Origin of the sequence: Streptomyces sp. E-08, from assembly GCF_049913095.1 — a bacterium.
In the GTDB taxonomy this organism is placed as follows: Bacteria; Actinomycetota; Actinomycetes; order Streptomycetales; family Streptomycetaceae; genus Streptomyces.
Genome location: NZ_CP183971.1, coordinates 8408559 through 8435234, shown reverse-complemented (window position 1 = coordinate 8435234; position 26676 = coordinate 8408559). Strand labels below are relative to the sequence as shown.

Below are 26676 nucleotides of genomic sequence, written 5' to 3'. Positions count from 1 at the left end.
TCTCTCAGGTATGACTTCCGAGAACGCCTCCCCCGGCACCGCGCCGGCCCCTCCTCTTCCTGCCGAGGCCGAACGGCATGCCTCATGGCTGGAGTTGTTCTTCGACCTGATCGCCGTCGCGGGTGTCGCCCAGCTGGCCCATCTGCTGCACGGCGTCCCGGGCGCAGATGACCTGGGCTTCTACTGCCTTCTGTATCTGGCGTTCTGGACGGCGTGGATGTGCTTCACGACGTACGGAAACGTCGCCGCAGACAAGGTGCGCACACGAACCGTCCTGATCGGCATGTTCGGGCTCGCCGTGATGGCCGCCGCCGTCCCCGAGGTCCGCACGGAGCACGCACGGGCCTTCGCCCTCGCGTACGTGCTCGTGCGGGTCCTGGCGTCGAGGTTCTGGCAGGGGCGTGGAGAGGTCCTCGCGGACTGGCCGGTCGCGCAGCTGTCTCTCGGGGTCGTCCCGTGGATCGTGTCCGTGTGGGCCGAGGCGCCGACCCGCTACTGGCTGTGGACGGCCGGTCTCGCCGTCGACCTGGGACTCACGTTCGCCCTGTCCCGGAACCGGATCCTGGCCCGGGCGCAGGAGGAGTGGGAGGAGCGCGCTGCCGAGCACGAGCGGCAGCCCCGCCCGAGACCGACGGCCGCTCGCTTCGACGCCCGGCATCTCGACGAGCGACTCGGGCTGTTCACCCTGATCGTGATCGGCGAAAGCGTCGCGCTGACGGTGGAGGCTTCGTCGGAAGCGAACTGGACGTCACGCCTCGGTTCGATGGCGGTGGGCTCCTTCGTCCTGCTGCTCGCGCTGTGGGCACTCGCGGTGCGCCGCTCGTGCGGGGTTCCGTTGCTGGGCTTCGGTGTGCTCGCTCCGCGTTTCGCGCTGCCGCTGCACTGCGTGACGACGGGCGCGCTCGGCGCCCTCGCCGCCTCCCTCGGCGGGGCGGTGGAGCACGTCGAGGAGCAGCTGCCGGCAGGGATGCGTTGGCTCATGTGCGGCAGCGTCGCCGTGTTCCTTTCCGTCGGCGTCGTGGCGGGAGTGGTATCCGGCCGAGGCACCCGCTGGGCCCTGGGGGCCGGGGTGCCCGTGGTCGTCGTGCCGATCCTCCTGGGCGCCTTCGCGGGCCGTGGGTCCCCGGCCGTCCTGGCGTGGGCCCTCGTGGCGGTGGCCCGCTGGCCGTGGCTGTACGAGAAGCTCGTCGTACGAAGCAGCCCATGACTCCGGGGTGACCCCGACCGGTGACGCCTCACGCGGCGTGTCGACGTCCTGTGGCGAGTCGGAGTAAACCCCTTGCCAGAATGGTCAAGAAACGTTGACCATTGTGCGCATGACAACCGATGACCTTCCCGAGGCGTTCCACGTCACGACGGACGAGCAGCTCCGCGCCGTCTCCAATCTCACCCGCCACCGGATCATGGCCGTGCTCCGCTTCGAGCCCGCGACGATCACGCAGATCGCCGAGCGAGTGGGCCTCGCGAAGGGCAGCTCGAGTTACCACGTGCGGCTGCTGGAGCGGGCCGGCCTGGTGAAGGTGGTGCGGACGCGAAAGGTTCGGGGCGTCACCGAGCGGTACTACGCCATGGCCGCGCGGGCGATCGTGCTGCCGGATCCGGGCGAGGGAGGACCGGATGTGCTGATGCGTCATGCCGTGGCGGATCTGGAGGCCGCGCCGAAGGACGGCGAGCGGCACGTACGGATGGCACATCTGCGGCTCACCGACGAGCAGTTCGCGGAGCTGGGGGCGCGGCTGCAGGCGCTGGCGGACGAGTACAGGGAACTGTCCGATCCGTCGCTGCCGGACACGTCGCTCGTCTTCGCGCTGTTCCACCCGTCGTCGCGCGGGCAGGCCGGAGAGGACACCAAGTGACGTCAGATGTAAAGAAGTTGCCCACCGGGTTCGGGCGTCTGTGGACGGCTCAGACGGTGTCCTCGCTCGGCGACGGCGTGTTGCATGCCGCGCTGCCGCTGCTCGCGCTGACCTTGACGCGGGACCCGATGGCGCTCGCCGTCGTCACGGCCGCCGGCACACTGCCATGGCTGCTCTTCGGGGTACTCGGCGGTGCGCTGGTGGACCGCTGGGACCGCCGCCGCACGATGTGGGTCACGGACGCGGCACGTGCGGTGCTGCTCGCGACACCGGCGGCAGCGGCGGTCCTCGACGTCCTGAGCATTCCGCTGCTCGCGACCGTCGCCTTCCTCCTCGGCCTCGGTGGACTCTTCTTCGACACGGCCGCCGCGGCCTATCTGCCGGATCTGCTCGGCCGCGCCCCCGCCCTCCTGGAGCGCGCCAACTCCCGCCTGCGCGGCACCCAGACCGCCGTGTCCGGCTTCGCCGGGCCACCCGCGGGGGCTGCTCTGCTCGCACTCGGGCGGGCGGTCCCGCTGCTCGCCGACGCGGTGTCGTTCGCGGTCTCCGCGCTGCTCGTACGGTCGCTGCCCGCCACGCCTCGGCCCACGCCGCCCAAGGCTCGTGAGTCGCTGCTGCGGCAGGCGCGGGCCGGTGCCTCGTACGTGTTCCGGGATCGGTTGCTGCTGGGACTGGCGCTGCGTCCGGCGGTCGGGAACGTCGCCTTCGTCGCCGTGGACACCGTACTGGCCCTCTTCGCACATGCTCGTCTCGGCATCGACACCTTCGGCTTCGGTCTGCTCCTCACGGCGGAGGCCACCGGCGGTCTGCTCGGCGCGGGCATCGCCTCCTTCCTCGGCCGACGACTCGGCACCGGCGCGGCGCTGACCGTCACGGCCACGGTCGAGGGCCTCGCCATCCTGGGCCTCGCCGCCGCCCCGAACCCCTACGTCGCCGGGCTCGCGCTCGCCGTCTGCGGCGCGGGGGTGGGAGCCACGATGGTGCTCGGCCCTTCCCTCCGGCAGGCGATCGTCCCCGCCCACCTGATGGGCCGCGTCACGTCCACCTCCCGCATGCTCGCCATGTGCGCCGCCCCGTTCGGCGCCTTCCTCGCCGGCTGGCTGGCCACCACCCACGACGTCCGCACCCCGCTCTACACAGCCGCAGGCCTCCTCCTGACGATGACCGCCGTCACCTCGACCATGACCACGAACCGCCGGGTCGAGGCGGCCCTGAGTGCCGCCGCCCAGGACACGGATCCAGTACACCCGGAGTCCCGGGATCCGGCTCAGGAGCAGGCTCGTGGGCACCGTTCGACCGCGAAGTGACCAAGCAGACCTGGCCCCACGTGGAGTGGAGGAACCCGGCGATCGCTGCCGAGGTCTGTGCGAGGTGTCGCGGTAAGCCGTCGGGCTTCATCCCGGAGTGGCGACGGTTGCGTGGTGTTTCTCCACCCGTACCTCCACCCGTGGGTGCAGGTGTCAGAACAGGGGTTTCCACATGCTTGAGCCATGACTCTCACTGACTGGCTCGTCGACATCGCTCTCATCCTCATCGTGTTCCGGCAGCTGCGGGAGGGGCCGCTGGGGCCCCGGTCCTATCTGATTCCTCTCGGGATCGTGGCGTTCTTCGCCTCCCAGTACCTGCACGGTCTGCCCACGGAGGGCAACGACCTCGTGCTCGTCGCCGTGACGGCGGGGGTGGGTGCCGTGCTCGGGATCGCCGGTGGCATCTTCACGCGGATCCGCTTGCTGAACGGCGATCTGATGATCAAGGCCGGGGCCGTCTCGGCGGTCCTGTGGGTACTCGGCATGGGCTCCCGGCTGGCCTTCCAGCTGTGGGTCGACCACGGTGGCGCCGACGATGTCGGCAGGTTCAGCATCGAGCACCGGATCACCGGCCAGCAGGCGTGGGTCACCGCTCTTCTGCTGATGGCCGTCGCCGAGGTCGTCACCCGTCTGGCCACGATCTTCGTACGCAGCCAGGTGGTCGCCCGTGCGACGCGGCCCGCGACGCACGGTGTGTCTCTCACCGGCCGAGTGAGGTGATCATGCCGTATCGTCACAGCATGCCACTGAGGAACCGGGGGATGCCCGGCAGGGCCGAGGGAGCCGATCCTGGGCCTACGGAGCGCATCCGGCTCGCTCAGGTGGTGTGGGTGACCGTTCTCTTCGTCGTCGAGGTCCTCACGCTCCGGCCCTTGGGCTTCGGCGGCCGTGGTCTTGTCGTGGCGGTCCTCTTCGCGGTCAACTTCGGGATCTTCGCCCTCCGGCTCGTTCCCAGAAGGCTCGTTCCCGAGCGCATCCTTCTGCTCCTGATGGTGGTCGGCGTCCTTGCGGCGGCGGCTTTGATGGCCGCCTCGGAATCGGGGACGGCGTCGCTCTTCGCCTTCTTCCTGGCCGCTTTCATCGGCTACCGGCTGAACGTCAGACCGGCCACGGTTCTCGCGGTGGCACTGAGCCTGCTGTGCGGCGTCGCTCTGGCGTGGGGTGCCGAGCCGGGTCAGCAGGGGCTGTTGTTCATGGCCGGGCTGTCCACCGGCGCGCTCGTTCTGGCAGGGATGTCGGGGCGGAGCCGGAACCAGGCCGTCGAGGCCGCGATCTCGGCTGCCGAATCAGCCGAGCGAGCCGCTCGCGCCGAAGCCCGGACACTGGTGCTGACCGAGCGAAGCCGGGTGGCACGGGACGTCCACGACGTGCTCGCGCATTCCCTGGCCGGCATCAACATGCAGCTCGAACTGGCGGACGCGCTGATCGAAGTCGGCGAGACGGAGAAGGCCCGGCAGGCGACCGCCCGGGCGCAGAGTCTGGTACGGGAGAGCCTGAAGCAGGCGCAGTGGACGGTCCGGGCGCTGCGCGAGGAGGCCCTGCCCCTGCTGGAGAGTCTCACCGCCATGCTCGGGTCGTCGGGGCATCACCAGGCCCTCACGGTGACCGGGACGGTTCGTGAGCTGCCGACGCAGACCGCCCACGACCTTCTGCGGATCGCGCAGGAGGCTTTGACCAACGCCACTCGCCACGCGCCTGGTGGAACGGTGCGGGTGACGGTGTCGTACGACGAGGGGACGACCACTGTGAGCATCCTCAACGGGCCGGGGACGATGCCGGTGTCCGCCACTGGTACGGGGAGCGGGATGGGGCTGATCGGGATCCGCGAGCGCGTCGCTCTCATGAACGGAACCGTGACGACGGGTCCCGTGCCGTCCGGCCCCGAACGGGGCTGCTGGAAGGTCGAGGTGGTGATTCCGGCATGAGCGGGTCAGCAGCGGGCTCTCCCCCGATCAACGTGGTCGTCGCCGATGACCAGGCCGCCGTGCGCGAACCCCTGGCGATGGTCCTCGCACTCGCCGGAGACATCAGCGTCGTCGCGACCGCCGCCAACGGGCGCGAAGTGCTGGACGTCGTCGCCGAAGAGCCGGTCGACGTCGTCCTGATGGACCTGAGAATGCCCGAGATGGACGGGACCGAAGCGACTCGTCGGCTGAGCGAGGCGCACCCGGACGTGGCCGTGGTGGTGCTCACGACGTTCGCCGACGACGACTCGATCATGGCCGCGCTGGCAGCGGGTGCCCGTGGCTATCTGACGAAGAACGCGGGCCGTGAGGACATCGCTCGCGCGATCCGCGCCGCTGCGGCCGGCCAGTCGGTCCTGGATCACGAGGTGCGCGACCGTCTGCTCGCCGCCGTGACCGGGACCCAGCGCTCCGCGCCGGGCCGACCTCTGCCCGACGACCTGACCCCGCGAGAGCGCGAGGTCCTGGCGCTGATCGGGCAGGGGCTCCCGAACCGGGCGATCGCCGAGCAGCTGTTCGTCAGCGAGGCCACGGTCAAGACGCACATCAACAACCTCTTCGCCAAGGCCGGCATCCGGGACCGGGCCGAGGCCGTGCGTCGGGCGATCGCCGCCGGACTGGCGTGAGGACGGAGACCCTGCGCGGTCCCGTCCGCCCGACGCCGAACCCGGCCCCGCGCCGGACTAAGGCCGGATCCCGTCGCAGGCGATCCGCAGATGGCGCGGCCCGCGCAGTACGGCGTTCTGGCGGTACGGGGGCGGGTCGTCCAGCAGGCGTGGGTTCTCCAGTCTCCGGGCCAGCTCCGACAGGGCGAGTTGGGCCTCCAGACGGGCGAGCGGTGCGCCGAAGCAGCTGTGGATGCCGCTGCCCAGGCCGAGGTGCTGGACGTCCGGGCGGTCCGGGTCGAAGCGGTCCGGGTTCTCGAAGCGCTGGGGGTCGCGGTTGCCTGACGCCAGGACCAGCCAGAGGGAGGAGCCCTTGGGGATGGTGACGCCGCGCACCTCGATGTCGGCGAGGGTGGTGCGCCCCGGAAGCAGCTGCACCGGCGGCTCGAAGCGGAGCAGTTCCTCGACGATGGGCACGGCCAGGCGCGGCTCGGTCCGCAGGCGCTGGAGGACGTCGGGATTGCGCAGCAGGGTCAGTATTCCGTTGGTGATGAGGTTGACCGTGGTCTCGTGCCCCGCGATCAGGAGCAGGGCCGCCGTGCTGAGGAGTTCCATCGTGGTCATGGGACCGTCCTCGCCCTTGGCCGTCGCCAGCTGGGAGAGCATGTCGTCCCCGGGGTTCTTGCGGCGCTCCTCGATCAGGCCCGCCAGGTACATCCCCAGTTCCATCCGGGCCTCGTGCGCACCCTTGCCGCGCTCGGCGGCATCGCCGTCCGGGTCGGGGTCCAGGCTGGCGGCGAGGGTGTCCGCCCAGGTGTGGAAGCGTGCCTCGTCCTCCCGCGGCACTCCGAGCAGCCTGCAGATCACCGTCACCGGGAACGGGTAGGAGAACTCCTCCACCAGGTCGATCCGGCCCGGGTCGGCGAGGCCGTCGATGAGGCCGTCGACGATGTCGCGGAGCTCCGGGCGCATGCCGTCGACCCGGTGCGGGGAGTGCGGCGGGCCGAAGTGCCGGTTCGTCATGCGTCGCATGCGGTCGTGTTCCGGCGGGTCGAGTCGTAGGAAGCTCGGCGGCAGGGCGCTCTCCTCGGCGGACGACTCCGCCAGCGGGTCGGCGCCGCCGGACGCCTGGTTGCGGGCGTCGGAGCTGATCCGGGGATCGTGGAGAAGGCTGCGGATCTCGTAGTAGGTGCTGATCACGTACGGGCCGTCGGCTCCGTGATGGACCGGTGTCCTCCGCAGCTCTTCGTAGATCGGGTACGGGTCGGCCCGGTTGGCGTAGTCCAGGATCTGGTGCAGCAGGGTTTGCGTCATGGCAGGTCCTTGTGGCCGTGCGGGTCAGTGCGCGGGGGTGAACGTGATCCGGCGGTCGGCCGGCGAGTATCCGCTGAGGGTCACGGTGGGGCCGTGGCTGGGGACCGAGGGGTCCGGGAAGTCCGCGTCCATCGGACGTTGTCCGTCCGCGTGCCGGTCGACCGTGGGGAACTGCGGCGGGAACGGCGCGGTGCTCTCGATGAGTTCCTTGTAGAACGGCAGCCACCGGCCGTGGTCGAAGGAGACGGCGCCGATGACGCGCCCCTGGTATCCGTAGACGCCGACGAACCGACGGCTGTCCAGTGAGCCCTGCGAGATCAGGATCTCCGTCGCCATCGACGGCACTCCGACCGACTTGATGTTGACGCCGAACTGGGAGGACCAGAAGGCCGGCACGTCCATGTGCGGCAGTCGGTCGATGCTCGCGCTGAGCATGTTGTGTGCCGCGATCTCCGCCTGGGCGACGGCGTTGCCCCAGTGCTCCAGTGACAGGAACTGGTACCCGAAGAGGGGGTGGGGGGTGCGGGCGACGTCGCCCGCGGCGTAGATGTCGTCGGTGACGATTCCGCGGATGTCGAAGGCCCGGCACCCGGCGTCGCAGGCGATGCCGCGGGGCCCGGCGCCGAGCCCGGAACCGTACAGCCATTCGGTGTTACGGAGGGCGCCGAGCGAGACGACCACCACGTCGGTCTCCACGGTGGAGCCGTCAGACAGGTGCGCGGCACGCACCCGCCCGGAGGCGTCGCCCTCCAGGGCGGTCACCATGACCCCGCACCGCAGGTCCACGCCGTGCTCGCGCTGGAGGCCGCCGGCCACCGCAGCGACGACTCCGCCGAGTGCGCCGACCAGGGGTGCGGCGCCCCGTTCGGCGACGGTGACGGGGAGGCCGCGTTCGCGGCAGGCGGAGGCGACCTCCGAACCGGCGAACCCTCCGCCGATGACGAGGACCCGTTTGGGTCCCTCGTCGAGGCGCCGGGCGAGTGCGGCGCCGTGGGCGCGGGTGCGCAGCACGAAGACGCCGTCGAGTTCCGCCTCCTCCTCCCGCGGCCACGGGCGCGCCCGGACACCGGTGGCGATCAGCAGACGGTCGTACGGCACCTCGTCGCCGTCGGCCAGCCGCACCGTCCTCGCGGCCATGTCCAGGCCGGTGGCGGGAACGCCGAGCCGCCAGGTCGCGTCGACGGACCGGAGCCGGGGCAGCGCGGTGCGATCGGCGCGCGCCCTGCCCAGGAGCACCCCCTTGGACAGCGGGGGCCGGTCGTACGGTTCCCAGGGCTCGTCGCCGATCATGGTCAGAGACCCGGCGAAGCCCTTGGCCCGCAGGGTCTCGGCAGCCCGCAGGCCTGCCAGCGAGGCGCCGACGACGACGATGCGGCCCTCGCGTTTGAGCTGGTCCAAGGCTCCGTCACCGAGCACCGGGCACCGCCTCGGCCGGTTCGTCCACGGCATCGACGAGGATGGCCTGTACGGGGCAGGCCGCGGCGGCCTGGGCCAGCTTCTCGCGCAGTGCCTCTTCGGCGTCGGGGTCGGGGTCGTACAGCAGGGCCTCGTCGCCGTGCATGGTGAAGATCTCGGGAGCGAGGAACGCGCACTGCGCGTATCCCTGGCAGCGGTTCAGATCGACGGCAATGCTCACCACGGGATCGGTCCTCTCCAATGGCCCGGTAAGCCCCCTGCGTCCACTCTCGTCGGCCGGGAGGTCCACTGCGATGGGGAGCGGACCGATCGAGTGAGCGGCGCGATCGGGTCGGCGGGGCGATCGGGTGAGCGGGGTGATTGGTGAGCGAGGCCATCGGATGAGCGGGGTGATCTGGTGAGCGAGGCCATCGGGTGAGCGGGACGTGCGGTGCGCGGTCCGGCCCGATCAGGTCGAGGTGGCGGGCCGCGACGCGGCGGGGTGCCGGCCCCACAGGATGTTCAGGCTGAGTACCAGCACCCAGGCCGGGAAGACCAGCTCCGACCAGGGAACACTCGCTCCCACCACGAGCAGCGTCAGGCCCGCCAGGTAGCCGACGACGGTCAGTGGGCGCGGGAGGATGCCGATCCGGTGGCCGATGGTCGAGGTCGTGATGACGAACACCGCTGCCATCCGCATGGCGTAGGTGGTCAGCAGGGCGTAGGCGACGTCGCGGCCGAAGGAAGAGCCCTGCGCGCCCTCATCGATCGTGCTCCAGGCCGCCGCCGCGGCGCCGTAGAGCGTGGCGACGAAGACCAGACCGCTGCCGAGGAAGACCGTGGAGACGAACTTGTCCTCACGGTCGCCTCCCTGCTCGCGCAGGGCGCCCATGAACCACAGGAACGCGATGCCTGCGAAGGGGATCAGTTCCAGCGCCGTCCGCACGGCGCTCCGCTGCCCCGCGTCCACGGTCGCTCCGGCGCCGTCGACGCCGCTCGGCAGGGCGACCCGTACCAGGACGATCGCCGTGGCCGTCAGGATCGCGAACACCGCTCCCGCCACCCCGGCGGCCCACCGCGTCGCGAGGCGCTTGTGCTTCCGCTCCATGCTCTCCCACTTCCTGCCTGCGCTTCCTTCGTCCAGACACCCGTGGTCGCGGAACGCGCGCCACTGGAGTCACCCGGGAGGAAAAGCTCGGTGCGCCATACAGGCCATGGTTGGGGCGAGTCGTCGTGGTAGGGGAGGCGGGACGGCGACCGCCCGTGCGGGCCGGGATCCGCCGACGGCCCGCCCTCCGGTCTGCCGGTGGGCGGGCCGCTGCGGAGGCCGGTTCGCTGCGACGGTCACTCGCCGTCGGCGCCCTGCCGCGTGATCCGGGCCGGGACGCGCAGGGTCCGCCGGGGCGGCCGACCGGTCAGGCGGTCAGGCGGCCCTCTGGTCGGGCGGTCGGCGGCTCAGCCGGTCACCGTGATCTGCTGGGACGGGTCCGTGGTGTCGCTGAGCTGGTACGTGGCGCTGAAGGTCGCGGACTGGTTGCCGGTCGGGCAGAGGAAGCCACCCGTGGCGGTCGCGGGGACGGGGGCGTTGGCGATCGCCAGCTGGGACGGGGTGCCGTTGGCCCAGCTTCCGTTGACGGCGGTGGGTCCGGCCGGCGACGCGGTGATGGTGCAGCTGGCGAGGCCGCTGGTCTTGAGGACGACGCCGCCCTTGGGGATGGTGAAGCCGCCGGTGGCGGGGGCGCCGTTCTGGAGGGAGAGCGTCCAGGGGCCGTTGGTGGCGTTGCTCGTGATGGTCACGTTCACGCCGAAGATGCTGGTGCTGCAGCCGCTGAAGCTGGGCGGGTTGACGGGGACGGAGACGGGGCCCGCGGCGTTGTGGTTGCCGGGGGCTGCGGGGACGGCGTTGTTGGCTCCGCTCGTCGGTACGGAGGCGGAGACGGTGCAGGTCATCGTGGTCGACCCGGCGACGAAGGTGGCCTTGCCGGTGAGCTTGGCGGCGAAGGAGTGGCCGGCAGGTAAGACGGTGGTGGAGGCGGCCTGCGTGCCGTTGGCCCCGAAGGCGAGGGCTCCGGCGGCGGCGAGGCCGGTGAGGGAGACGAGCAGCTTGGACATGAGTTCTCCTCGGTGATCGACGGTGGGGTGCGAGGAGGTGCGGGTCGTCGCATGGTGCGGTGCGCGGGGTGCTGTCGAGCGGGGTGCGTACGTGTGGTGCGTGGGGGAACCGCGCAAAGTGACTTGAGAGTAGAACCGGCCGGTAGGGGTGTCCAGGCAAGATTCTCGCCACTCCTGACGGAACGTCAGATGAGTTGACCCGACTCGGACTTGACACCGAGGGAGCCGGAGGCGGGATCCCGGCGCCGACGGTCCGGCACTGTCACCCCCACTGACTCCTCTTGGGCACCCGGGGGTGGTGTCGCGCACCGCCCGCCTGACCCGCCGCTCGCCTGAAGAGGAGGCCGGTGGCAGGTGGCCGCGGGAGTCTTGTATGGTTCTCCGCGAATCATCCAGAGGGGTGGAGGGACCGGCCCTACGAAGCCCCGGCAACTCCCCGATCGACTCGGCGCTCCATGTTCGCGCCGCGCCGTAGGGATCAGTGCCAACTCCGGCCTGCGCCAACGTGGCGTGGGAAAAGATGAGGAGACACGGTGCTCTCTGTGCTGTCCTTCGCCCTGGCTCTGCCTGTCCCGGGCATTCCGCGTACCCATCTCGTGATCGCCGCGGCATATCGGCCGACCTTTTCGGCTCTTCCCCGCTGAGCATTCCCACCTTCCCTGCGTGAGATCGCCGCGAGTCTTCGCGCGCGACCGAGACTGGAGTACCCCTTTTCATGGACATTTCGGATATTTCTAGTGGTGTGGGCGTCCTCGACAAGGCCGCGGTGATCCTCGGTGCGCTGGCGGCAGGCCCGGCCACTCTGGCGGGACTGGTCTCGTCCACCGGTCTGTCACGGCCCACGGCCCATCGGCTCGCCATCGCACTCGAGCGCCACCGTCTGGTCGCCAGGGACGTACAGGGCCGCTTCGTCCTCGGCCCTCGCCTTGCCGAGCTCTCGGCTGCCGCGGACGAGGACTGCCTGCTGACCGCAGCCGGTCCGGTCCTCACCTCCCTTCGGGACGCCACTGGCGAGAGTGCGCAGCTCTACCGCCGCCAGGGCGAGATGCGCGTCTGCGTCGCCGCAGCCGAGCGGACGTCCGGCCTGCGCGACATCGTGCCGGTGGGGTCCACGCTCCCCATGAAGGTCGGCTCCGCCGCCCAGGTCCTGCTGGCCTGGGAGGAACCCGAGCGCTTCTACCAGGGCCTGCAAGGTGCTCGCTTCACGGCCACCGCCCTCAGTGGCGTACGGCGCCGGGGCTGGGCCCAGTCGATCGGTGAGCGCGAGCCCGGAATGGCCTCCGTCTCGGCGCCGGTCCGCGGCCCGTCCGACCGCGTCGTGGCCGCCGTCACGGTCACCGGCCCGATCCAGCGCCTCACCCGACAGCCCGGCGCCCGGCTCGCGAAGGCCGCCGTCGCCGCGGCCGACCGCCTCACCGAAGTCGTCTCCCACGCATGACCCTGGTGAGCGCATATCGGTCGACAGCGACGCCCCGCGCCGGGCAGAGTGGCCGGCCGTGACAAGCAGTGAGCTGTGGACCCGCGCGACCGCCGACCGCTACGACGCCGAGGAGACCGAGATGTCCTCGGCCGCCGTCCTCGGACCGACTCTCGCCTTCCTCGCCGACCTCGCCGGAGACGGCCAGGCACTGGAGTTCGCCATCGGAACCGGACGCGTGGGCGTCCCGCTCCGGGAACGTGGCGTGCCGGTGACGGGCATCGAACTCTCCGAGCACATGGCGGCCGTTCTCCGGCGCAAGGTCGACGCCGACGCCCTGCCGGTGACCATCGGGGACATGGCCGTGACCGTCGTCCCCGGGGAATTCTCCCTGGTCTATCTCGTCTACAACACCATCACGAACCTGCTCACGCAGGACGAGCAGGTCGAGTGCTTCCGCAACGCCGCGCGTCACCTGGCACCCGGAGGCCGGTTCGTCATCGAACTGGGCGTACCGCCCCTGCGGTTGCTGCCGCCGGGCCAGGTCGCGGTGCCGTTCGACGTCTCCGAGCGACACCTCGGCTTCGACACCTTCGACCTCGTCGAGCAGATCCTCGTCTCGCACCATTTCACGAGCGACGGCCACACGAGCGACAGCTGTACGAACGACAACGCAGGCGGCCGCTACCGCCGGGACAGTTCCCGGCACCGGTACGCATGGCCGGCGGAGCTCGACCTGATGGCACGGATCGCCGGACTGGAGCTGGAGCGTCGCGTCGCGGACTGGGACGGAACACCTTTCGTCCAGGACTCCCCGAAGCACATCTCCGTGTGGCGCAAGCCCGCCTGAGGGCTCCCGAGGCACGGCCGCACGTCAGGGTACGTACCGGTCATCGATCGGTATCTGCGGAGGGAAGCGGCGGCGTCACCCAGCGGATCGCCGCCGTGACCGCCAGACCGCCGGGTCGCGCGAAACGGCGGAGGAACCGGATCCGACGGGGCACCGGCACAAGGTCCTGGGCCCACGACGGCAAGAGGTCCACGGCGGCTGCCGCCAGCAGGAGGTAGGGCAGGCGGGCCGGCCACGGCAGAGGCGGTGACACCAGCAGGTACCGGGCCGTCGCCGACGACTCGTCCGTCGCCTCCAGCTCGCGGCGCCGGCTGCCGAGAGCTGCGACGAGACCGGCACGGGTCTCCGGCGGGTCGGTGACGCCCAGCCGCACGGCGACCGACGCCATGTCCTCGACGTACGCGTCCTGTTGCCCGCCGGTCAGCGGATGCAGGCCGTAGCGTCGATGAGCCTCCAGGAAGCAGTACGTCTCGGCCATGTGCACCCAGGACAACAACGACGGATCGGAAGCACGGTAGGGCACTCCGCCCGCCGTGCGCCCGGTCACCCTCGCGTGCACCCCGCGCACCCGCTCCACCGCCCGCTCGGCATCCCGCGCCGTGCCGAACGTGGTCTCCGCCAGGAAGGTACTGGTCCGCTGCAGGCGGCCCCACGGATCACCGCGGAAACCCGAGTGCGCCCAGACAGCCGCCATGGCGACAGGGTGCAGGGACTGGAGCAGAAGCGCGGCAAGGCCGCCGACGTACATCGAGGCATCGGCGTGCACGGTCCGCACCGGCCTGTCCGGAGCGAACCAGCGCGGCCCCGGTGTGTCATGGATGCGGGCGCGCTTCCGGTGTGCCGCCGGACCGGCCACGCGCCGCAGGAGCGCATCGCCTGCCTTCGTACGCAGCCTTCCGAGCAGGGGCACCGCGATCGCGCTCCTCTCCTGGGCTTCTCCGGTGACACACCCAGCCCTCTGGGCGCCTCCGGTGACACACCCAGTCCTCAGTGAGCCACTGTGCGTCATCGGCCACGCAAGGCTGGGCCGATCCAAGGATCACTCCATCAGTGTCTAGCCGCTGCCCGAATCCCCTCGGACGCGCCCCGTCACGCCCGCGCTGTACCGGCGCGGCAACGGAGCAGAGCGGCGCGGAGGGCAACCGTGCCACACTGGGACAAAGGTGTCGCACGCGGCCGTTCCCGGATTCCGCGCACCGTTCCCTTCACGGTGCCTGCCGCCTCGAACCCGCTACGAAGTGCACAGCGAGACTCACGGCTTCCGGCAATCGCCGCGCGAGTCGGAATGGCTCCTCACCCGCAGGCTCTCGCCGCGATATCCCATTTCGGCTCGTTCGAAGGAGGTGTGTTCCATGACCACGACCATGCGAGTCCGCCGACTGGTGGCGGGTGCCGCCGCGTCCGGCCTGTTGGCAGGCGGTGTCGCGCTCGGCATGTCCGGCTCGGCGGTGGCCTCTCCCGCCCCGTCGTCCGTCGCCACGTCCGTCGTGACCGACGACCATGGCAACCAGCACGACCGACACGACCGGTGCGAGTGGAAGAAGGGTCACTGGGAGAAGAAGTGGGTCCCGGGCCACTGGGAGAAGAAGTGGGTCAACCATGACGACTCCTGGCGCAAGGGCCATCACGACCACCACGGGAAGTGGGTCTACGTTCCCGGGCACTGGGAGAAGGTCTGGGTGAAGGCGCACTGGGACTGCCACCACCGGTGAAGCACGGCCGACGGGGTCCAGGGGGTGCACCCGCTCCCCCTCGGTGCACCTCCCGAGGCGCAGCCCGTTCCTGAGCCACCACGATCCATACACCGCTGGGTCCGACCGTCGGCACAGTCCCCTTCGGTCCGCCCCGCTGGGTGCGCGGAGGGGCTCGGCGCGCGCACAATCCGGGGGTGCAGAGTCGGATGCCGCCGGAGCGCGGTTCTTTCGTCGGTCGGGAACATGAACTCGCCGAGCTGAGCGCCCGGTTGGAGCAGAGCAGACTGGTGACGCTGGTGGGGGCCGGCGGGGTCGGGAAGTCCCGCCTCGCGGCGCGGACCGCGAGTCTTCTCCCGCCCGAGGCCTTCGAGAGCGTGCTCTGGGCCCCGCTGTGGTCGCTGGGCAGCGGGACCCTCCTCATCCCGCTGGTGGCGGACGCGTGCGGCCTGTCGGACCATTCGGCGCGGGACCCCCTCGACGCGCTGGCCACCTGGCTCGGAGCGCGTCGCGTTCTGCTCGTCCTCGACTCCTGCGAGCACCTGGTCGCCGAGTGCGCGGCGCTGGTGGAGACACTGCTCGCCCGCTGCCCCGCGCTCGTGGTGCTCACCACCAGCCGGGAGCCGCTGGGCACGGTCGGCGAGGCGCTCGTCCCCCTGGGCCCGCTCTCGCTGGACTCGGACGCGATGGAGCTCTTCGCCGCACGGGCGGCGGCGGTCGGCGTAGCGCTGGAGAGTCCCGAGGAGAGACTGGCCGCGAGCGAGGTGTGCCACTGGCTCGAGGGCATTCCCCTGGCCCTGGAACTGGCCGCCGCACAGCTCTCGGACAGGCCGGTACGCATCATGGCCAGGGTGCTGCGCGGCAGGCTCGCGCTCACGGCAGGCTCGGAGAGCACGGTGCGCCCGGCGCGTCACCGTGCGCTGCTCACCACGATCGGGTGGAGTCACGAGCTGTGCGAGCCGCATGAGCGGCTGCTGTGGGCGAGGCTGTCGGTGTTCCGAACCGACGCCGCTCCGGAGGACGTCGTACGGGTGTGCGGCGGCGGACCGTTGACCGGTGCCGCGGTGGAGAAGGCTCTCGCCGGGCTGCGGCGCAAGAGCATCGTCACGGTGCACGACGGCCGGCTGCGGATGCTCGACACCGTACGCGAGTACGGGGCCATGTGGCTCGCGGAGCTCGCCGAGACGCGGGCGACCGCCGACCGTCACGCGTGGCGCTTCCACGAGCTCGCCGCGTCCGCCCAGCGTGACTGGTGGGGGCCCCGCCAGGCAGAGGCCTACACCCGGCTGGTCAGCTGCTTCGGCGACCTGTGCGCCGCACTCGACCACCTGCTCGCCACCGATCCCCCACTGGCGGCGGCGATGGCCGGGAAGCTCGGCTTCTTCTGGGCCTGCTGCGGCCAACTGCACGAGGCCGGACACTATTTGGAGGAGTGCCTGCAGCTCGTCGCCGAACCCGCCGACACCTTGGCACGGGCGTGCTGGGCCCTTGGAGTGGTGCGCTGCCTCCGCGGGGAGTACGAGTCGGCCGCCCGGCTCGGCGCACGAGCACGGGAACAGGCGCTGGCCGGCGCGGACCCGGAGCTGCTCGCGGACGCCACCTACCTCCTGGGCCTCGTCATGCTGCTCCGCGGAGAACCCCTGAAGGTCGTCGACGCCGCGGATCGGGCGCTGGCGCTCCTCGCGGGGGACACGCCTGCGGCGGCCCGGTGCCGGCTGGTCCGCGTGTTCGCGCTGACGGCGTCGGGCTCCCTTCGCCGGGCACGTGCCGAGGCGGAGGCCCTGCGGGCGGACTCCGTGTCGGCGGGAGAACACTGGACCCGGTCCTACGCCGAGTACCAGCTGGCGGTGATAGCGCTGAGCGAGAAGCGCTCGGCCGACGCCGCCGCCCACGCGAGGTCGATGCTGCGGGGCAAGCAGACGATCGGCGACGCGTTCGGACTGGCCCTCGGTCTCGATCTGCTGGCGGCCGCCCTGGCGGCGCTGGAACGGGCGGAGGAGTCCGCCACGGCGTACGGCGCGGGGCAGGCGTTCTGGGACATGGTCGGACATCCGCAGCGGGGTACCCCGGAGCTGGGTCCCCTGCGGGAACACTCGGAGCGGTCGGCACGTCTGCAGATCGGGAGCGAGGCGTACGACCATGCCTATGTCCTGGCCACGCTCACCGACCCGTTCGAGACTCTGAACGACGTGCTCAAGAACCCCTGAACCCAGACGGGGAACGGGTTCGGAGGAGGTCGCCCCCACGGGTGCGGGCGCCGTGCGCGGGGGACGTCGCACGGCGCGCGGGCGACGTCGGATCGACCGGTGTCCGTGGGACCGCAGGGGCCGGATGCCGTGTGGCTCCGGCCCCTGCGGCCTGACTGCCCTCTCTCACCGTGCGCTCTGCCCTCGGTCGGGCGACGTCGACCCTCCCGCATGCGGCACGTCACACCTGGGGCAGCCCGGCCCCACCCCTCGCGCGTCGGATCAGGCGCGGGGGACGCACGGGGCGCAGCAGGCCGGTGCCGGATCGACGCAGACGGTGACGGAGTCCGTGTTGTCGGCCGGGTCGGGGTCCTTCTCGACAGCGGTGACGGTGGCCGTGTTGGTGACGCGGGCGGGCCTGGTGGCCTTCGCCCGCAGGACGAGGGTCGCGCGGGCCCCGACGGCCAGTTCGCCCACGGACCACCGCCCGGTCTCCGGGGCGTAGGCACCGGCGTCGGCGTCGGCGGACAGGAAGACGAGCCCGCTCGGGAGCCGGTCGGCGACCGTGACGCCGGTCGCCGGGCTGGGACCGGCGTTGTGGACGGTCAGTCGGTAGGTCACGGTCTGTCCGACGGTCACGGTGGTCGCGTCGGCCGCCTTCGTCACGTCCAGATCGGCGGCGGGCCTGACTTCGGTCACGGCTTCGTCGGACGTGGCCGTCAGCGGCTCGGGGGCGGAACCGAGCCGGTTCTCGTAGGTGGCGGCAGCGGTGTTGGTGACCCGGGTACCCGCCGTCTCCAGGCCGAGGGTGACCCGGTACTCGACGGTGGTGCCCTCCGGCAGCGCGGCGGTGTTGACCAGACTGCCGCCCTGTGAGGCGGAGGCTCCGGTGCCGAGCCGGAAGACCACCGTGTCGCTCGCGGGGTCGTACGCGGCCTGATCGTCGCCCGCCCCATCGGTCTTCACGCCCGCGTTCGGGCCGTCGATGATCCGCAGGGAGCCGGGCACGTACGTCGTCCCCGGCGGCAGGACGTCGGTGAGGGTGAGCCGCTCGGCGGCGCCGCCGCCTTCGTTCCTGGCGGTGATGCGGTAGGTGACGACGTCACCGACGTCCAACGGACCCGACGGAACGGCGGACTTGGTGAGCACCACGTGGGGGGCGGTTCCGAAGAACACTCCGTCGAGGAAGTTGCCGATTCCGCGGTTGCCGCCGGCCGCCGAGACGGATCGGAAGGCGAAACGGGTGGTGGTCTGCCCGGCCGGGACGGTGTAGGTGCCGGTGTAGTACCCCCACGCGGTGTTGCCGTCGGTGAAGGTGCGCTGTTCGACCACGCTGCCCGGGGTGCCGATGTCCAGGGCCATGGTGTCCTGCCCCTGCCGCCCTCGGTGGTAGAGCCGCCAGTACAGCTTGGTGCCGGGAGTGGTCGGCAGGTCCTGGTAGAGGGTGGAGACCTGGTTGGCGTTGAGTTCGGCGAACTGCTCGCCCTCCGCGGAGGGAACGCCGTTGAAGCCCGAGTGCCACACCTCGACCATGTGGTCGGTGGCGGTGGTGAGCCAGCCCGGGACGTGCCGCGGCGCCTGCGTCTGCGAGGCGTCCGGCAGGAAGGCCATGTCGGTGACGGACGGCTGCTCGAAGCTTCCGTTGACGAGGGCGACCCGGAGCGGGACGGAAGGAGGTGTGCTCATGGTGACATCTCCGATCGGTCGACGGTGCGCAAGGGGCTCCCCCCGCCCCGGTGGCCGCGTTGCGGCGGGGATGGGAGAGGGAGCCCGGAACGCTCTGTAGCTCAGCGCCCCCGGCAGTGCCGCGTACAGCCGGGGTGGGGGCGTCCCGGCCAGCGGCGACCGGCGGGTTTACCCTGATCGACCTCGCGCGCTACGGTGCTGCCGCCCCTCACCGGTCGCTCACAGTGGCCCCGCCTGCCCTTCCTGGAGCACTGTCCGCGTCCGTACCTCTCGTGCTGACCGGATGGCACTGCCCTCTGGCGTTCACACGCCACCGGAAAGAGTGAATCGAAGCCCTCTTGGTTGACGCGGGGCGCGTCGAGGCCCCGGGCCTTCTGGCGCGGCGCTAGCGTCTCGGGGGTGACGGGAATCGATGCCGACCGGCGGTGGTCCGAGTCCATGCCCGCGGTGTACGAGCAGTACCTCGTGCCGGCGGTCTTCCGGCCCTTCGCCGATGATCTCGCCGCCCGGGTGGTGGCGCTTGGCCCTCGTCGCGTTCTCGAACTGGCCGCGGGCACCGGTGTCTTGACGTCGGGCCTGCTCTCCGCGGTGCCGGACGCCGAGGTGACGGCCACCGATCTGAACGACACCATGGTCACCTTCGGCTCGTCCCGGGCTCCGGGTGCGGTGTGGCGTCAGGCCGACGCGCAGCGGCTGCCGTTTCCGGACCACGTCTTCGACCTGGTGGTCTGCCAGTTCGGCGTGATGTTCTTCCCCGACCGGGTCGCGGCCTACGACGAGGTTCGCCGGGTGCTGGCTCCGGGTGGCCGGTTCCTGTTCAACACCTGGGGCCCGCTCGACACGCACGTGTTCGCTGCCGCGCTCCAGGCCGGGTTGGAGCGGGCTCTTCCCGTCGACCCGCCTCGGTTCATCCGGACCATCCCGCACGGCTACGCCGACCGCGCCGTCGTAGCCACCGACCTTGCCGCCGCCGGGTTCGCCGTAGAGGAGGAGCGGGAGATCACGCTGGAGGGTCGGGCTCCGTCGGCCGCCGATGTCGCCCTCGGGTTTCTCGCCGGGACGCCGGTCCGCGCGGCGGTCGAGCAGCACGGAGACGTCGCTGCCGTCCAGGACACCGTCACCCGGGAGATGACCACCCGCCTGGGCCCGGGGCCCGTCTCCGCGCCGATGACGGCGTACGTCTTCCTCTGCTCGGCCTGAGCAGAGGACCCTCGTCCGCGTAGTGGCAGTGGCCTCCCCTGCGGACCCGGGCGAACGGCGTTCGGGCGGCGGGGACTTGTGGAATATGTAGACCGGTCTATTCTTTGCGCATGGCGGAAACCAAGGGAGCAAGGACCAGCCTGCGGCTGGCGGAGTCGATGCTGGAGCTGATCCAGCGTCACGGATACAGCGGTACGGGGCTCAACACGGTGGTGGAGCACTCGGGCGCCCCGAAGGGCTCCCTCTACTTCCACTTCCCCCAGGGGAAGGAGGCCCTCGGCGAGAAGGCCGTCCAACTCGCCGCCGCGCAGTTCGGCGCGCTCGTCGCCGACTCCGCGCAGGAGTCGTCGACACCGGCTGCCGTGTTGCGCCATGTGATCGATGAGCTGGCCGGGATGCTGGACGCCGGCGACTTCCAGTTGGGATGCCCGGTCTCGGTCGTGACGCTGGAGATGGGGGCGCAGAGCGACCGGCTGCGAGACGCCTGCGCCCGTGCCTTCGAGTCGTGGATCTCGCCGGTGAGCGAGCTGCTCGTCTCCCACGGTCACCCTCGGCACGCCGCACGTGCCCTCGCGACCGCCATGGTCAGCATGGTGGAGGGAGCGGTGATCGTGTCACGGGCCCAGCGGTCCACCGAGCCGCTGTACTGCGCCGCTCAGGCGATCACCACGCTGCTGGAGCCGGGTACGGAGGTCTCGGCGTGAGCACGGAGGACAGGCACGCGGTGGTGCTCGGCGCGAGCGGCTTCATCGGGCGCCATGTGGTTCTCGCGCTCGGTCAGGCCGGTGTGCGGGTGCACGCGGCCTCCCGAAGCCATGCGTCCTATCTGCGGCTGACCCGGTGGCTGGCGGAGCGCGGGCACGACCAGGTCCCGGCGGACCTCCGGGTCGACTTCACCAAGGCGTCACTGATCGAGGGCGCGTACGACGACGTCACCGAGATCTACAACTGCGCCGGCGCCTACCGGTTCGGGATGTCCGTGCACGAGGCGCGTCGCGCCAACGTGGACAGCATCCGCGCAGTCGTCGCGTTCGCCGCGCGGATGCCGAACCTGCGCCGCCTGGTCCAGGTGTCCGGATACCGCGTGGGCGGACAGGACTCCGCTCCGTGGAGCGAGGAGCGCCGACGCGAGACGTACCGGGCGCTCGGCCCGTACGAGGCGTCCAGGGTCGAGGCGGACGCCGTCTTCCAGGATCTCGCAGCGCGGTCGGACGTGCCCTGGTCCATCGTCAACCCGGCCAGCGTCATCGGGGACAGCGCCACCGGAGAGTCCGACCAGTACCTGGGACTCGCCTCCAACCTGAAAGACCTCTGGCAGGGCTCGCTCGCCGCACTGCCGGGCAATGGGCGGACCTTCGTTCCCGTCGTCGCCGCCGACTACCTCGCACGGTTCATGACGCTGCTGCCGGTGGACGCGTCCACCGAACGCACCGCCTACTGGCTGCTGGACGACGCCACTCCCGGGCTGCCCGACCTCCTCACGCTGGTAGCTGAGCACTACGGCGTCAAGGCACCCCGGACCCGGGTGCCGGTGCCCCTGCTCAAGCGGCTTCCCCGCCGGCTCACGAAGGCCGACCCGGAGACGCTGACGTTCCTGTCGGAGGACCGCTACCCGACCGACTCCGCCCGTGCCTTCGCCGCCCGGCACGGGCTGCGCATGCCGGATACCGCCACGACGCTCCACCGCTGGGCCGACCACCTCGCGGCCCACCGCTTCGGCGACGCCCCCGCGGGTGACAGGCGGTTCACCGAGCAGGGCGGAGTACGGACGTTCGAACTGGGTCGGGAGGACGCGGCCACGGTGGTGCTGCCCGGCCTGCCGGTCAACGCCGACACCTGGGCGCCCGTCGTCGCGGCGGTCGGGCACGCCCGCGCCGTCGACCTGCCGGGCCTGGGCATGAGCACCGGGAGCCGCGACGACTGGCCTTCCTGGCTGTCCGCGCTGGTGACCGAGACCGGTGCCCGTCACCTGGTGGGCCACTCCGTCGGCGCCGCCACGGCCGTCGAGGCCGCGGCCGCCCATCCGGACGAGGTGGACCAGCTCACGCTCGTGTCGCCGTTCTTCCTGCAGGCCTCCCCGCCCCGCATGGCCACGTGGACGCTCCTGACCCGCGGGCTTCTGAGCCGTACGACTCCCGCGGCACTGTCCGAACGGCTGACCGGCACCACGGAGCACGCGTCCGCGCTCCGATCGGCGGTCGCGGACCTGCGCCGCGGCACCACCGCGGCCACCACCGCCCGGCTCCTGGCGGCCACCGCAAGCGTGCGGTGGCGCACCGATCTCCGGGCCAGGTTGCAGCGCTTTCCGGGGCGCGTCCACATCGTCACGGGCTCCGACGATCCGCTGACCTCCGAGGGACGCGCCCTGCTCGACACCCTCCCGCACGCCACCGTGACCGTGATCGACGGCGCGGGGCACCATCCCCAGCTGACGCACGCGGAAGACGTCGCTCAGGCCATCGGGGAAGTCCCGGGTTCGCAGGTCGAACCGGGCGTCAGGTCGGTATGCGAACGCTCACGCTGAGGTCGGGGTGCGCGTCGGGGAACGCCGTAGGCGATCAGGGCGCGTGCCCGTCGCACCGGGTGCCGCCGCCGTACGGTGCGCCTCCCGACGCAGCGCCGTACGGAAGTCCGGTGGGGTGGGGGCGCCCGCTCCCCACGTCCCGCACGTCGTCCCCGCACCGCTTGCCTCCCCCGCGGCTGCCGCCGGCCCGCTCGGTGGTCGGGTCGTGGTCGAAGTGGGACTCTGAAGGGGAAGGTCCGTGCCGACGAGTCTCGGGAGGGCCGAATGGGACGCGACGTCCCGGCGCTGGAGTTCACCCGTGACGACCGTCGCCGGTTCCGGAACAAGATGCACGCCTGCCTCGACGTGTTCGCTCAGATGCTGAGGGAGTCGCGGTTCGACTTCGAGCGTCCGCAGGTCGGCCTGGAGATCGAGCTCAACCTCGTCGACGATGCCGCGGAGCCCGCCATGCGCAGCCTGGACGTCCTCGAGGCACTCGCGGACCCGTCCTGGTCGACCGAGCTCGGGCGGTTCAACCTGGAGATCAACATCGATCCGCGGCAGCTCACCGCGGGCGGCCCCGGAGCATGGGAACAGGAGATACGGGACGCGCTCAACCACGCCGAGGAGAAGGCCGCGGCCATCGGGGCGCACCTCGTCATGATCGGGATCCTTCCGACGCTGGAGCTGAAGGACGTGGGTCCGGCGTCGCTGTCCGAGAATCCGCGGTATCACCTGCTGAACGAGCAGATCTTCGCCGCACGGGGTGAGGACCTGTTGATCTCCGTGGACGGGGTGGAGCGGCTGCGTACCTACGCGGACACGATCACTCCCGAGGCGGCGTGCACCAGCACGCAGTTCCACCTGCAGGTGGCGCCGGACGAGTTCGCGGACTACTGGAACGCGGCGCAGGCCGTCGCCGGGGTGCAGGTGGCCCTGGCCGCGAACTCTCCGTTCCTCTTCGGCAAGGAGCTGTGGCGCGAGACGCGCATTCCGCTGTTCGAGCAGGCGACCGACACCCGGCCGGAAGAGATCAAGGTGCAGGGAGTCCGTCCCCGGGTGTGGTTCGGCGAGAGGTGGATCACCAGCGTCTTCGATCTCTTCGAGGAGAACGCGCAGTACTTCCCGGCGTTGCTTCCGCTCTGTGACGACGAGGACCCTCAGGAGACCCTCGACCACGGAGGGATCCCCGGTCTCGCCGAACTCACCCTGCACAACGGGACGGTGTACCGGTGGAACCGGCCCGTCTATGCCGTCGTCGACGGCGTACCGCACCTCCGGGTCGAGAATCGCGTGCTGCCCGCGGGTCCCACGGTGGCCGACGTGCTGTCGAACGGCGCCTTCTACTACGGCCTCGTCCGCGCCTTGGTGGAGGAGGACCGGCCCGTCTGGTCTCGCATGTCGTTCTCCGTGGCCGAGGACAATCTGTACGCCGCGGCCCGGCATGGAATCGATGCCCAGCTGTACTGGCCCGGGATGGGTGAAGTCCCCGCGACCGAGCTGGTCCTGCGCCGCCTGCTGCCGCTCGCGGACCGCGGTCTTGAGCGGTCGGGCATGGACACGGCCTGGCGGGAGCCGCTGCTCGGGATCATCGAGCAGCGGTGCGTCAGCGGCCGCAACGGCGCGGTGTGGCAGTCGGAGACGTTCCACCACATCCACGACATCGGTCACGTCGACCGGCATCAGGCGCTGCGGCGGATGACGCAGCAGTACCTCGACTACATGCACATGAACGCTCCGGCGCACACCTGGCCGGTCGACTGACCACCCTGTTCCCCCGCCCCCGGCGGCCCGGTCGGCTCAGGGAGAGACCCGGTCCTGGAGGGCCGACTGCCAGGCGGGGGCCGGCGTGGCGGGCTTGGTCTCGGGGCGGCGGCCGCCCTGGGCGAAGAAGTCGACGAGCGGCAGCAGGGCGGCGCCGACGGTGACCGCCTCCGGGCCGAGGGTGCCGAGGCCGATGGCGGTACGGCTGGCCGGGTACCGGAGTGCGTACTCCCGTGCGTAGGCGGACACCGTCCCGAGGAACCGGGTGCCGAGCTGGAGGCCCGCCCAGCCTCCGACGAGGATGCGCTCGGGCTGGAAGAGGTTGATGAGGTCGGCGAAGCCCGCGCCCAGGTACTCGGCTGTCTCCTCCAGGACGGCGAGCGCCGTGGCGTCCGCCCGCGCACCGGGGTCCACCGGATAGGCCGCCGCCAGCATCGCCGTGAGCGCCGTCTCCTCGTCCGCGCCCGCCGGGGGTTCCCCGCCGGCCTCGCGCCACCGGTCGAGGAGGGCCTCCGCGCCCGCGTACGCCTCCAGGCAGCCCTGGGCGCCGCAGCGGCAGCGGCGCCCACGGACCCGTACCGTCAGATGACCCCACTCGATCGCCCGGCCGGGCCCCATCGGGTCCGTGACCACACAGGCGCCGACGCCCGAGCCGAACAGGACGACCACCGCGCTGCGCGCGCCGCGCCCGGCGCCGAACCACATCTCGGCCTGGCCCAGGGTCTTGGCGCCGTTGTCGATCCAGTAGGGGACGTCCTCGGGCAGATCGACGGCGGCGCGGAGGAGGCGCTCGAAGGGGACGGCGTCCCAGCCGACGGTCTGACCGTGGACGACGGCGCCGTCCTCGGCATCGCGGGCGACGATGCCGGGGACGCCGACCCCGACTCCGATGAGGCGGTCGGCGGGCACGTCCGCGGTGCGCAGCACCTCGGCGATGCCCTCGCGGAGGTGGGCGACGACGAGGTCCACGTCGTATCGGGCCGTACGGGGTCCTGAGCTGGCCAACGCGCGTTCGGTGCGGGCGAGTTCGGTGAGGGTGAGGTCGAACAGCTCGATCCTGACCCGCGTCTCCCCGATGTCGACGCCGATCATGAAGCCGCTCGCGGGGGTGATCCGCACGAGGGTCCGGGGCCGTCCGCCGGCGGAGTCGACGCTGCCGGCCTCCTCGACGAGGCCCTCCGCGACGAGTTCGGCGACGACGTTGCTGACCGATCCGGAGCTGAGACCGGTCGCCGGGCCGAGCATGAGCCGGCTCATCGGTCCGTCGAAGTACAGCCTGCGCAGAACAGCGGTGCGGTTCTCGCGCCGCAGGTCACGCACCGTACGGCCAGTTCTCGCGTGCACTTGGGTCCCCGTCTCTGGAGTCGTTCCTTGCAACATACCCGCAGTCCAAGCCTTGACGCGACCTTCTCATGGGGTTTAACTCACATCCTAAATTAAGCCGATGTTACGGCGAGGCCTCCAGTCGCCCACCGCATCGGCACTCCCCTCGTCCCTGAAAGGGCCCAGGAGCCATGCGCAGAATCAGAGCCGCTGTCACCGGTGCCGTCACGCTCTCCCTCGCCTTCACCGCCACCGCCTGCGGGGGCGGAGAAGGGAGCGAGGCGTCGCCGAAGACCCTCACCTACTGGGCCTCCAACCAGGGCTCCAGCATCGAGGTCGACAAGAAGGTCCTGCAGCCCGAGCTCGACCAGTTCGAGAAGGAGACCGGGATCAAGGTCAAGCTGGAGGTGGTCCCCTGGTCCGACCTGCTCAACCGGATCCTCACCGCGACCACGTCCGGCCAGGGCCCCGACATCCTCAACATCGGCAACACCTGGAGCGCCTCGCTGCAGTCGACCGGCGCGCTGCTGCCCTGGGACGCGAAGAACCTCGACGCCATCGGCGGCAAGGGCCGCTTCGTCGACTCCGCGCTCGGCTCCACCGGCGTCTCCGGCAAGGAGCCGGCCGCCGTCCCCCTGTACTCCATGGCGTACGCGCTCTACTACAACAAGCAGATGTTCAAGGACGCCGGCATAGCGAAGCCGCCGACCACGTGGGACGAGGTGATCGCAGCCGGCAAGAAGCTCAGCAGGAACGGCAAGTCCGGCATCGGCGTCGAGGGCTCCAACCTGTCGAACAACATCCACCAGGTCTTCGTCCTCGGCAAGCAGCACGGCGCCGACTTCTTCACCGCCGACGGGAAGCCGGACTTCACCTCCGACGGGGCCGTCGCCGCGGTCAAGCAGTACGTCGACCTGATGGCGGCGAACAAGATCGTCGCCCCGGGCAACGCCGAGTACGCCCAGAACCAGTCCCTCAGCGACTTCGCCAAGGGCAAGACCGGCATGGTCCTGTGGCAGACGCCGCAGCAGACCTTCGCCTCCCAGGGCATGGCCCCGGACGACTGGGGTGTGGCTCCCGCCCCGGTCCCCTCCGGCGCGCCCGGCCAGGGCACCCAGACCAACTCGATGGTCGCCGGCATCAACATGGCCGTCTTCAAGAACACCAAGAACCTCGACGGGGCCCTGAAGTTCGTGAAGTTCATGACCAGCGACGAGGAGCAGATCCTCCTCAACAAGGCCTACGGCTCGGTCCCGCCGGTGAAGAGCGCCCAGAAGGACCCCGTCTTCGCCGACCCGTCGCTCACCGTCATCCGGGAGACCCTCGCGTCCAGCGCCGCGGCCCTGCCGCAGGTTCCCGAGGAGTCGCAGTTCGAGACCGTCGTCGGCACCGCGGTCAAGGAGCTGTTCGCCGACGCCGCCGCGGGCCGTCCGGTCACCACGGAGTCCGTGAAGGCCAAGCTCGAAAAGGCCCAGCAGCAGATGCCCAAGAAGTAGGCCGCCC

At 71.1% G+C, this 26676-nt stretch carries 23 protein-coding genes and 1 riboswitch; of the genes, 15 read left to right on the top strand and 8 right to left on the bottom strand.

Features of this window, described 5'->3' with window-relative positions:
* Positions 1-10 precede the first annotated feature (10 nt).
* The 6 genes from ACN9MM_RS38620 to ACN9MM_RS38595 all read left to right on the top strand — a co-directional run bounded on the left by ACN9MM_RS38620 (position 11) and on the right by ACN9MM_RS38595 (position 5753).
* On the top strand, positions 11-1207 hold the full coding sequence (locus ACN9MM_RS38620) for a low temperature requirement protein A (RefSeq protein ID WP_426368502.1): 1197 nt from the start codon (positions 11-13) through the stop codon (positions 1205-1207).
* Positions 1208-1316: 109 nt separating this feature from the next.
* Positions 1317-1856: an ArsR/SmtB family transcription factor gene (locus ACN9MM_RS38615; protein ID WP_426368501.1), complete on the top strand. Its 540-nt coding sequence runs from the start codon at positions 1317-1319 to the stop codon at positions 1854-1856.
* Positions 1853-3163 carry an MFS transporter gene (locus ACN9MM_RS38610; protein ID WP_426368500.1) on the top strand — a complete coding sequence of 437 codons (1311 nt, stop codon included), beginning with the start codon at positions 1853-1855 and terminating at the stop codon, positions 3161-3163. The genes ACN9MM_RS38615 and ACN9MM_RS38610 overlap by 4 nt, the downstream gene beginning before the upstream one ends.
* Positions 3164-3346: 183 nt before the next feature.
* Positions 3347-3883: a hypothetical protein gene (locus ACN9MM_RS38605; RefSeq protein ID WP_426368499.1), complete on the top strand. Its 537-nt coding sequence runs from the start codon at positions 3347-3349 to the stop codon at positions 3881-3883.
* Between the two features lie 101 nt (positions 3884-3984).
* A complete protein-coding gene (locus tag ACN9MM_RS38600; RefSeq protein ID WP_426368938.1) occupies positions 3985-5088 on the top strand; it encodes a sensor histidine kinase in 1104 nt (367 codons plus the stop codon).
* Positions 5085-5753 (top strand): response regulator, encoded by a 669-nt coding sequence (locus tag ACN9MM_RS38595; protein WP_426368498.1) that lies wholly within the window; start codon positions 5085-5087, stop codon positions 5751-5753. Before ACN9MM_RS38600 ends, ACN9MM_RS38595 begins: the two co-directional genes overlap by 4 nt.
* 57 nt (positions 5754-5810) lie before the next feature.
* Here the strand turns inward: ACN9MM_RS38595 and ACN9MM_RS38590 are convergent, their stop codons facing one another.
* From ACN9MM_RS38590 to ACN9MM_RS38570, 5 genes are all read right to left on the bottom strand, one after another.
* Entirely contained in the window at positions 5811-7046 is a 1236-nt protein-coding gene (locus ACN9MM_RS38590) for a cytochrome P450 (protein WP_426368497.1), read from the bottom strand.
* A gap of 24 nt (positions 7047-7070) precedes the next feature.
* Entirely contained in the window at positions 7071-8495 is a 1425-nt protein-coding gene (locus ACN9MM_RS38585) for an NAD(P)/FAD-dependent oxidoreductase (protein ID WP_426368496.1), read from the bottom strand.
* Positions 8452-8682, bottom strand: a complete 231-nt coding sequence (locus tag ACN9MM_RS38580; protein ID WP_383665055.1) for a ferredoxin — start codon at positions 8680-8682, stop codon at positions 8452-8454. The genes ACN9MM_RS38585 and ACN9MM_RS38580 overlap by 44 nt, the downstream gene beginning before the upstream one ends.
* 228 nt (positions 8683-8910) lie before the next feature.
* Entirely contained in the window at positions 8911-9549 is a 639-nt protein-coding gene (locus tag ACN9MM_RS38575) for a hypothetical protein (protein ID WP_426368495.1), read from the bottom strand.
* A gap of 347 nt (positions 9550-9896) precedes the next feature.
* A complete protein-coding gene (locus tag ACN9MM_RS38570; protein WP_426368494.1) occupies positions 9897-10553 on the bottom strand; it encodes a hypothetical protein in 657 nt (218 codons plus the stop codon).
* A gap of 385 nt (positions 10554-10938) precedes the next feature.
* Positions 10939-11080: riboswitch (SAM riboswitch) on the top strand.
* 188 nt (positions 11081-11268) lie between these two features.
* Here ACN9MM_RS38570 and ACN9MM_RS38565 point away from each other — a divergent pair.
* A complete protein-coding gene (locus tag ACN9MM_RS38565) occupies positions 11269-11991 on the top strand; it encodes an IclR family transcriptional regulator (protein ID WP_426368493.1) in 723 nt (240 codons plus the stop codon).
* A gap of 58 nt (positions 11992-12049) precedes the next feature.
* The gene (locus ACN9MM_RS38560; protein WP_426368492.1) at positions 12050-12820 is read left to right on the top strand and encodes a class I SAM-dependent DNA methyltransferase; all 771 of its coding nucleotides are present in this window, start codon (positions 12050-12052) and stop codon (positions 12818-12820) included.
* A 40-nt stretch (positions 12821-12860) separates the two neighbouring features.
* Here the strand turns inward: ACN9MM_RS38560 and ACN9MM_RS38555 are convergent, their stop codons facing one another.
* Positions 12861-13724 carry an oxygenase MpaB family protein gene (locus ACN9MM_RS38555; protein WP_426368937.1) on the bottom strand — a complete coding sequence of 288 codons (864 nt, stop codon included), beginning with the start codon at positions 13722-13724 and terminating at the stop codon, positions 12861-12863.
* 448 nt (positions 13725-14172) lie between these two features.
* Here ACN9MM_RS38555 and ACN9MM_RS38550 point away from each other — a divergent pair, with 448 nt between their 5' ends.
* On the top strand, positions 14173-14532 hold the full coding sequence (locus ACN9MM_RS38550; protein ID WP_426368491.1) for a hypothetical protein: 360 nt from the start codon (positions 14173-14175) through the stop codon (positions 14530-14532).
* A 176-nt stretch (positions 14533-14708) separates the two neighbouring features.
* Positions 14709-16718 (top strand): ATP-binding protein, encoded by a 2010-nt coding sequence (locus ACN9MM_RS38545; RefSeq protein ID WP_426368490.1) that lies wholly within the window; start codon positions 14709-14711, stop codon positions 16716-16718.
* 261 nt (positions 16719-16979) lie between these two features.
* Here the strand turns inward: ACN9MM_RS38545 and ACN9MM_RS38540 are convergent, their stop codons facing one another.
* The gene (locus tag ACN9MM_RS38540; protein ID WP_426368489.1) at positions 16980-18383 is read right to left on the bottom strand and encodes a DUF7507 domain-containing protein; all 1404 of its coding nucleotides are present in this window, start codon (positions 18381-18383) and stop codon (positions 16980-16982) included.
* Between the two features lie 438 nt (positions 18384-18821).
* On the opposite strand from ACN9MM_RS38540, the gene ACN9MM_RS38535 reads away from it, so the two are divergent.
* The 4 genes from ACN9MM_RS38535 to ACN9MM_RS38520 all read left to right on the top strand — a co-directional run bounded on the left by ACN9MM_RS38535 (position 18822) and on the right by ACN9MM_RS38520 (position 23850).
* Positions 18822-19583 (top strand): class I SAM-dependent methyltransferase, encoded by a 762-nt coding sequence (locus ACN9MM_RS38535; protein ID WP_426368936.1) that lies wholly within the window; start codon positions 18822-18824, stop codon positions 19581-19583.
* Between the two features lie 110 nt (positions 19584-19693).
* Positions 19694-20287 (top strand): TetR/AcrR family transcriptional regulator, encoded by a 594-nt coding sequence (locus tag ACN9MM_RS38530; RefSeq protein WP_426368488.1) that lies wholly within the window; start codon positions 19694-19696, stop codon positions 20285-20287.
* A complete protein-coding gene (locus ACN9MM_RS38525; protein ID WP_426368487.1) occupies positions 20284-22107 on the top strand; it encodes an alpha/beta fold hydrolase in 1824 nt (607 codons plus the stop codon). Before ACN9MM_RS38530 ends, ACN9MM_RS38525 begins: the two co-directional genes overlap by 4 nt.
* Positions 22108-22371: 264 nt before the next feature.
* Positions 22372-23850 (top strand): glutamate-cysteine ligase family protein, encoded by a 1479-nt coding sequence (locus tag ACN9MM_RS38520; RefSeq protein ID WP_426368486.1) that lies wholly within the window; start codon positions 22372-22374, stop codon positions 23848-23850.
* 36 nt (positions 23851-23886) lie between these two features.
* Here the strand turns inward: ACN9MM_RS38520 and ACN9MM_RS38515 are convergent, their stop codons facing one another.
* Entirely contained in the window at positions 23887-25230 is a 1344-nt protein-coding gene (locus ACN9MM_RS38515) for an ROK family protein (protein ID WP_426368485.1), read from the bottom strand.
* Between the two features lie 134 nt (positions 25231-25364).
* Here ACN9MM_RS38515 and ACN9MM_RS38510 point away from each other — a divergent pair, with 134 nt between their 5' ends.
* Complete coding sequence (locus ACN9MM_RS38510; RefSeq protein WP_426368484.1) at positions 25365-26669, top strand: ABC transporter substrate-binding protein; 1305 nt, start codon at positions 25365-25367, stop codon at positions 26667-26669.
* The last annotated feature ends 7 nt before the right edge of the window (positions 26670-26676 follow it).

Excerpts from the sequence above, each read along its gene's own strand:
- ACN9MM_RS38620 (WP_426368502.1), top strand. The coding sequence starts at position 11 with ATGACTTCCGAGAACGCCTCCCCCGGCACCGCGCCGGCCCCTCCTCTT.
- ACN9MM_RS38615 (WP_426368501.1), top strand. The coding sequence starts at position 1,317 with ATGACAACCGATGACCTTCCCGAGGCGTTCCACGTCACGACGGACGAG.
- ACN9MM_RS38605 (WP_426368499.1), top strand. The coding sequence starts at position 3,347 with ATGACTCTCACTGACTGGCTCGTCGACATCGCTCTCATCCTCATCGTG.
- ACN9MM_RS38595 (WP_426368498.1), top strand. The coding sequence starts at position 5,085 with ATGAGCGGGTCAGCAGCGGGCTCTCCCCCGATCAACGTGGTCGTCGCC.
- ACN9MM_RS38590 (WP_426368497.1), bottom strand. The coding sequence starts at position 7,046 with ATGACGCAAACCCTGCTGCACCAGATCCTGGACTACGCCAACCGGGCC.
- ACN9MM_RS38585 (WP_426368496.1), bottom strand. The coding sequence starts at position 8,495 with ATGCCGTGGACGAACCGGCCGAGGCGGTGCCCGGTGCTCGGTGACGGA.
- ACN9MM_RS38575 (WP_426368495.1), bottom strand. The coding sequence starts at position 9,549 with ATGGAGCGGAAGCACAAGCGCCTCGCGACGCGGTGGGCCGCCGGGGTG.
- ACN9MM_RS38570 (WP_426368494.1), bottom strand. The coding sequence starts at position 10,553 with ATGTCCAAGCTGCTCGTCTCCCTCACCGGCCTCGCCGCCGCCGGAGCC.
- ACN9MM_RS38565 (WP_426368493.1), top strand. The coding sequence starts at position 11,269 with ATGGACATTTCGGATATTTCTAGTGGTGTGGGCGTCCTCGACAAGGCC.
- ACN9MM_RS38550 (WP_426368491.1), top strand. The coding sequence starts at position 14,173 with ATGACCACGACCATGCGAGTCCGCCGACTGGTGGCGGGTGCCGCCGCG.
- ACN9MM_RS38540 (WP_426368489.1), bottom strand. The coding sequence starts at position 18,383 with ATGAGCACACCTCCTTCCGTCCCGCTCCGGGTCGCCCTCGTCAACGGA.
- ACN9MM_RS38535 (WP_426368936.1), top strand. The coding sequence starts at position 18,822 with ATGCCCGCGGTGTACGAGCAGTACCTCGTGCCGGCGGTCTTCCGGCCC.
- ACN9MM_RS38530 (WP_426368488.1), top strand. The coding sequence starts at position 19,694 with ATGGCGGAAACCAAGGGAGCAAGGACCAGCCTGCGGCTGGCGGAGTCG.
- ACN9MM_RS38520 (WP_426368486.1), top strand. The coding sequence starts at position 22,372 with ATGGGACGCGACGTCCCGGCGCTGGAGTTCACCCGTGACGACCGTCGC.
- ACN9MM_RS38515 (WP_426368485.1), bottom strand. The coding sequence starts at position 25,230 with ATGTTGCAAGGAACGACTCCAGAGACGGGGACCCAAGTGCACGCGAGA.
- ACN9MM_RS38510 (WP_426368484.1), top strand. The coding sequence starts at position 25,365 with ATGCGCAGAATCAGAGCCGCTGTCACCGGTGCCGTCACGCTCTCCCTC.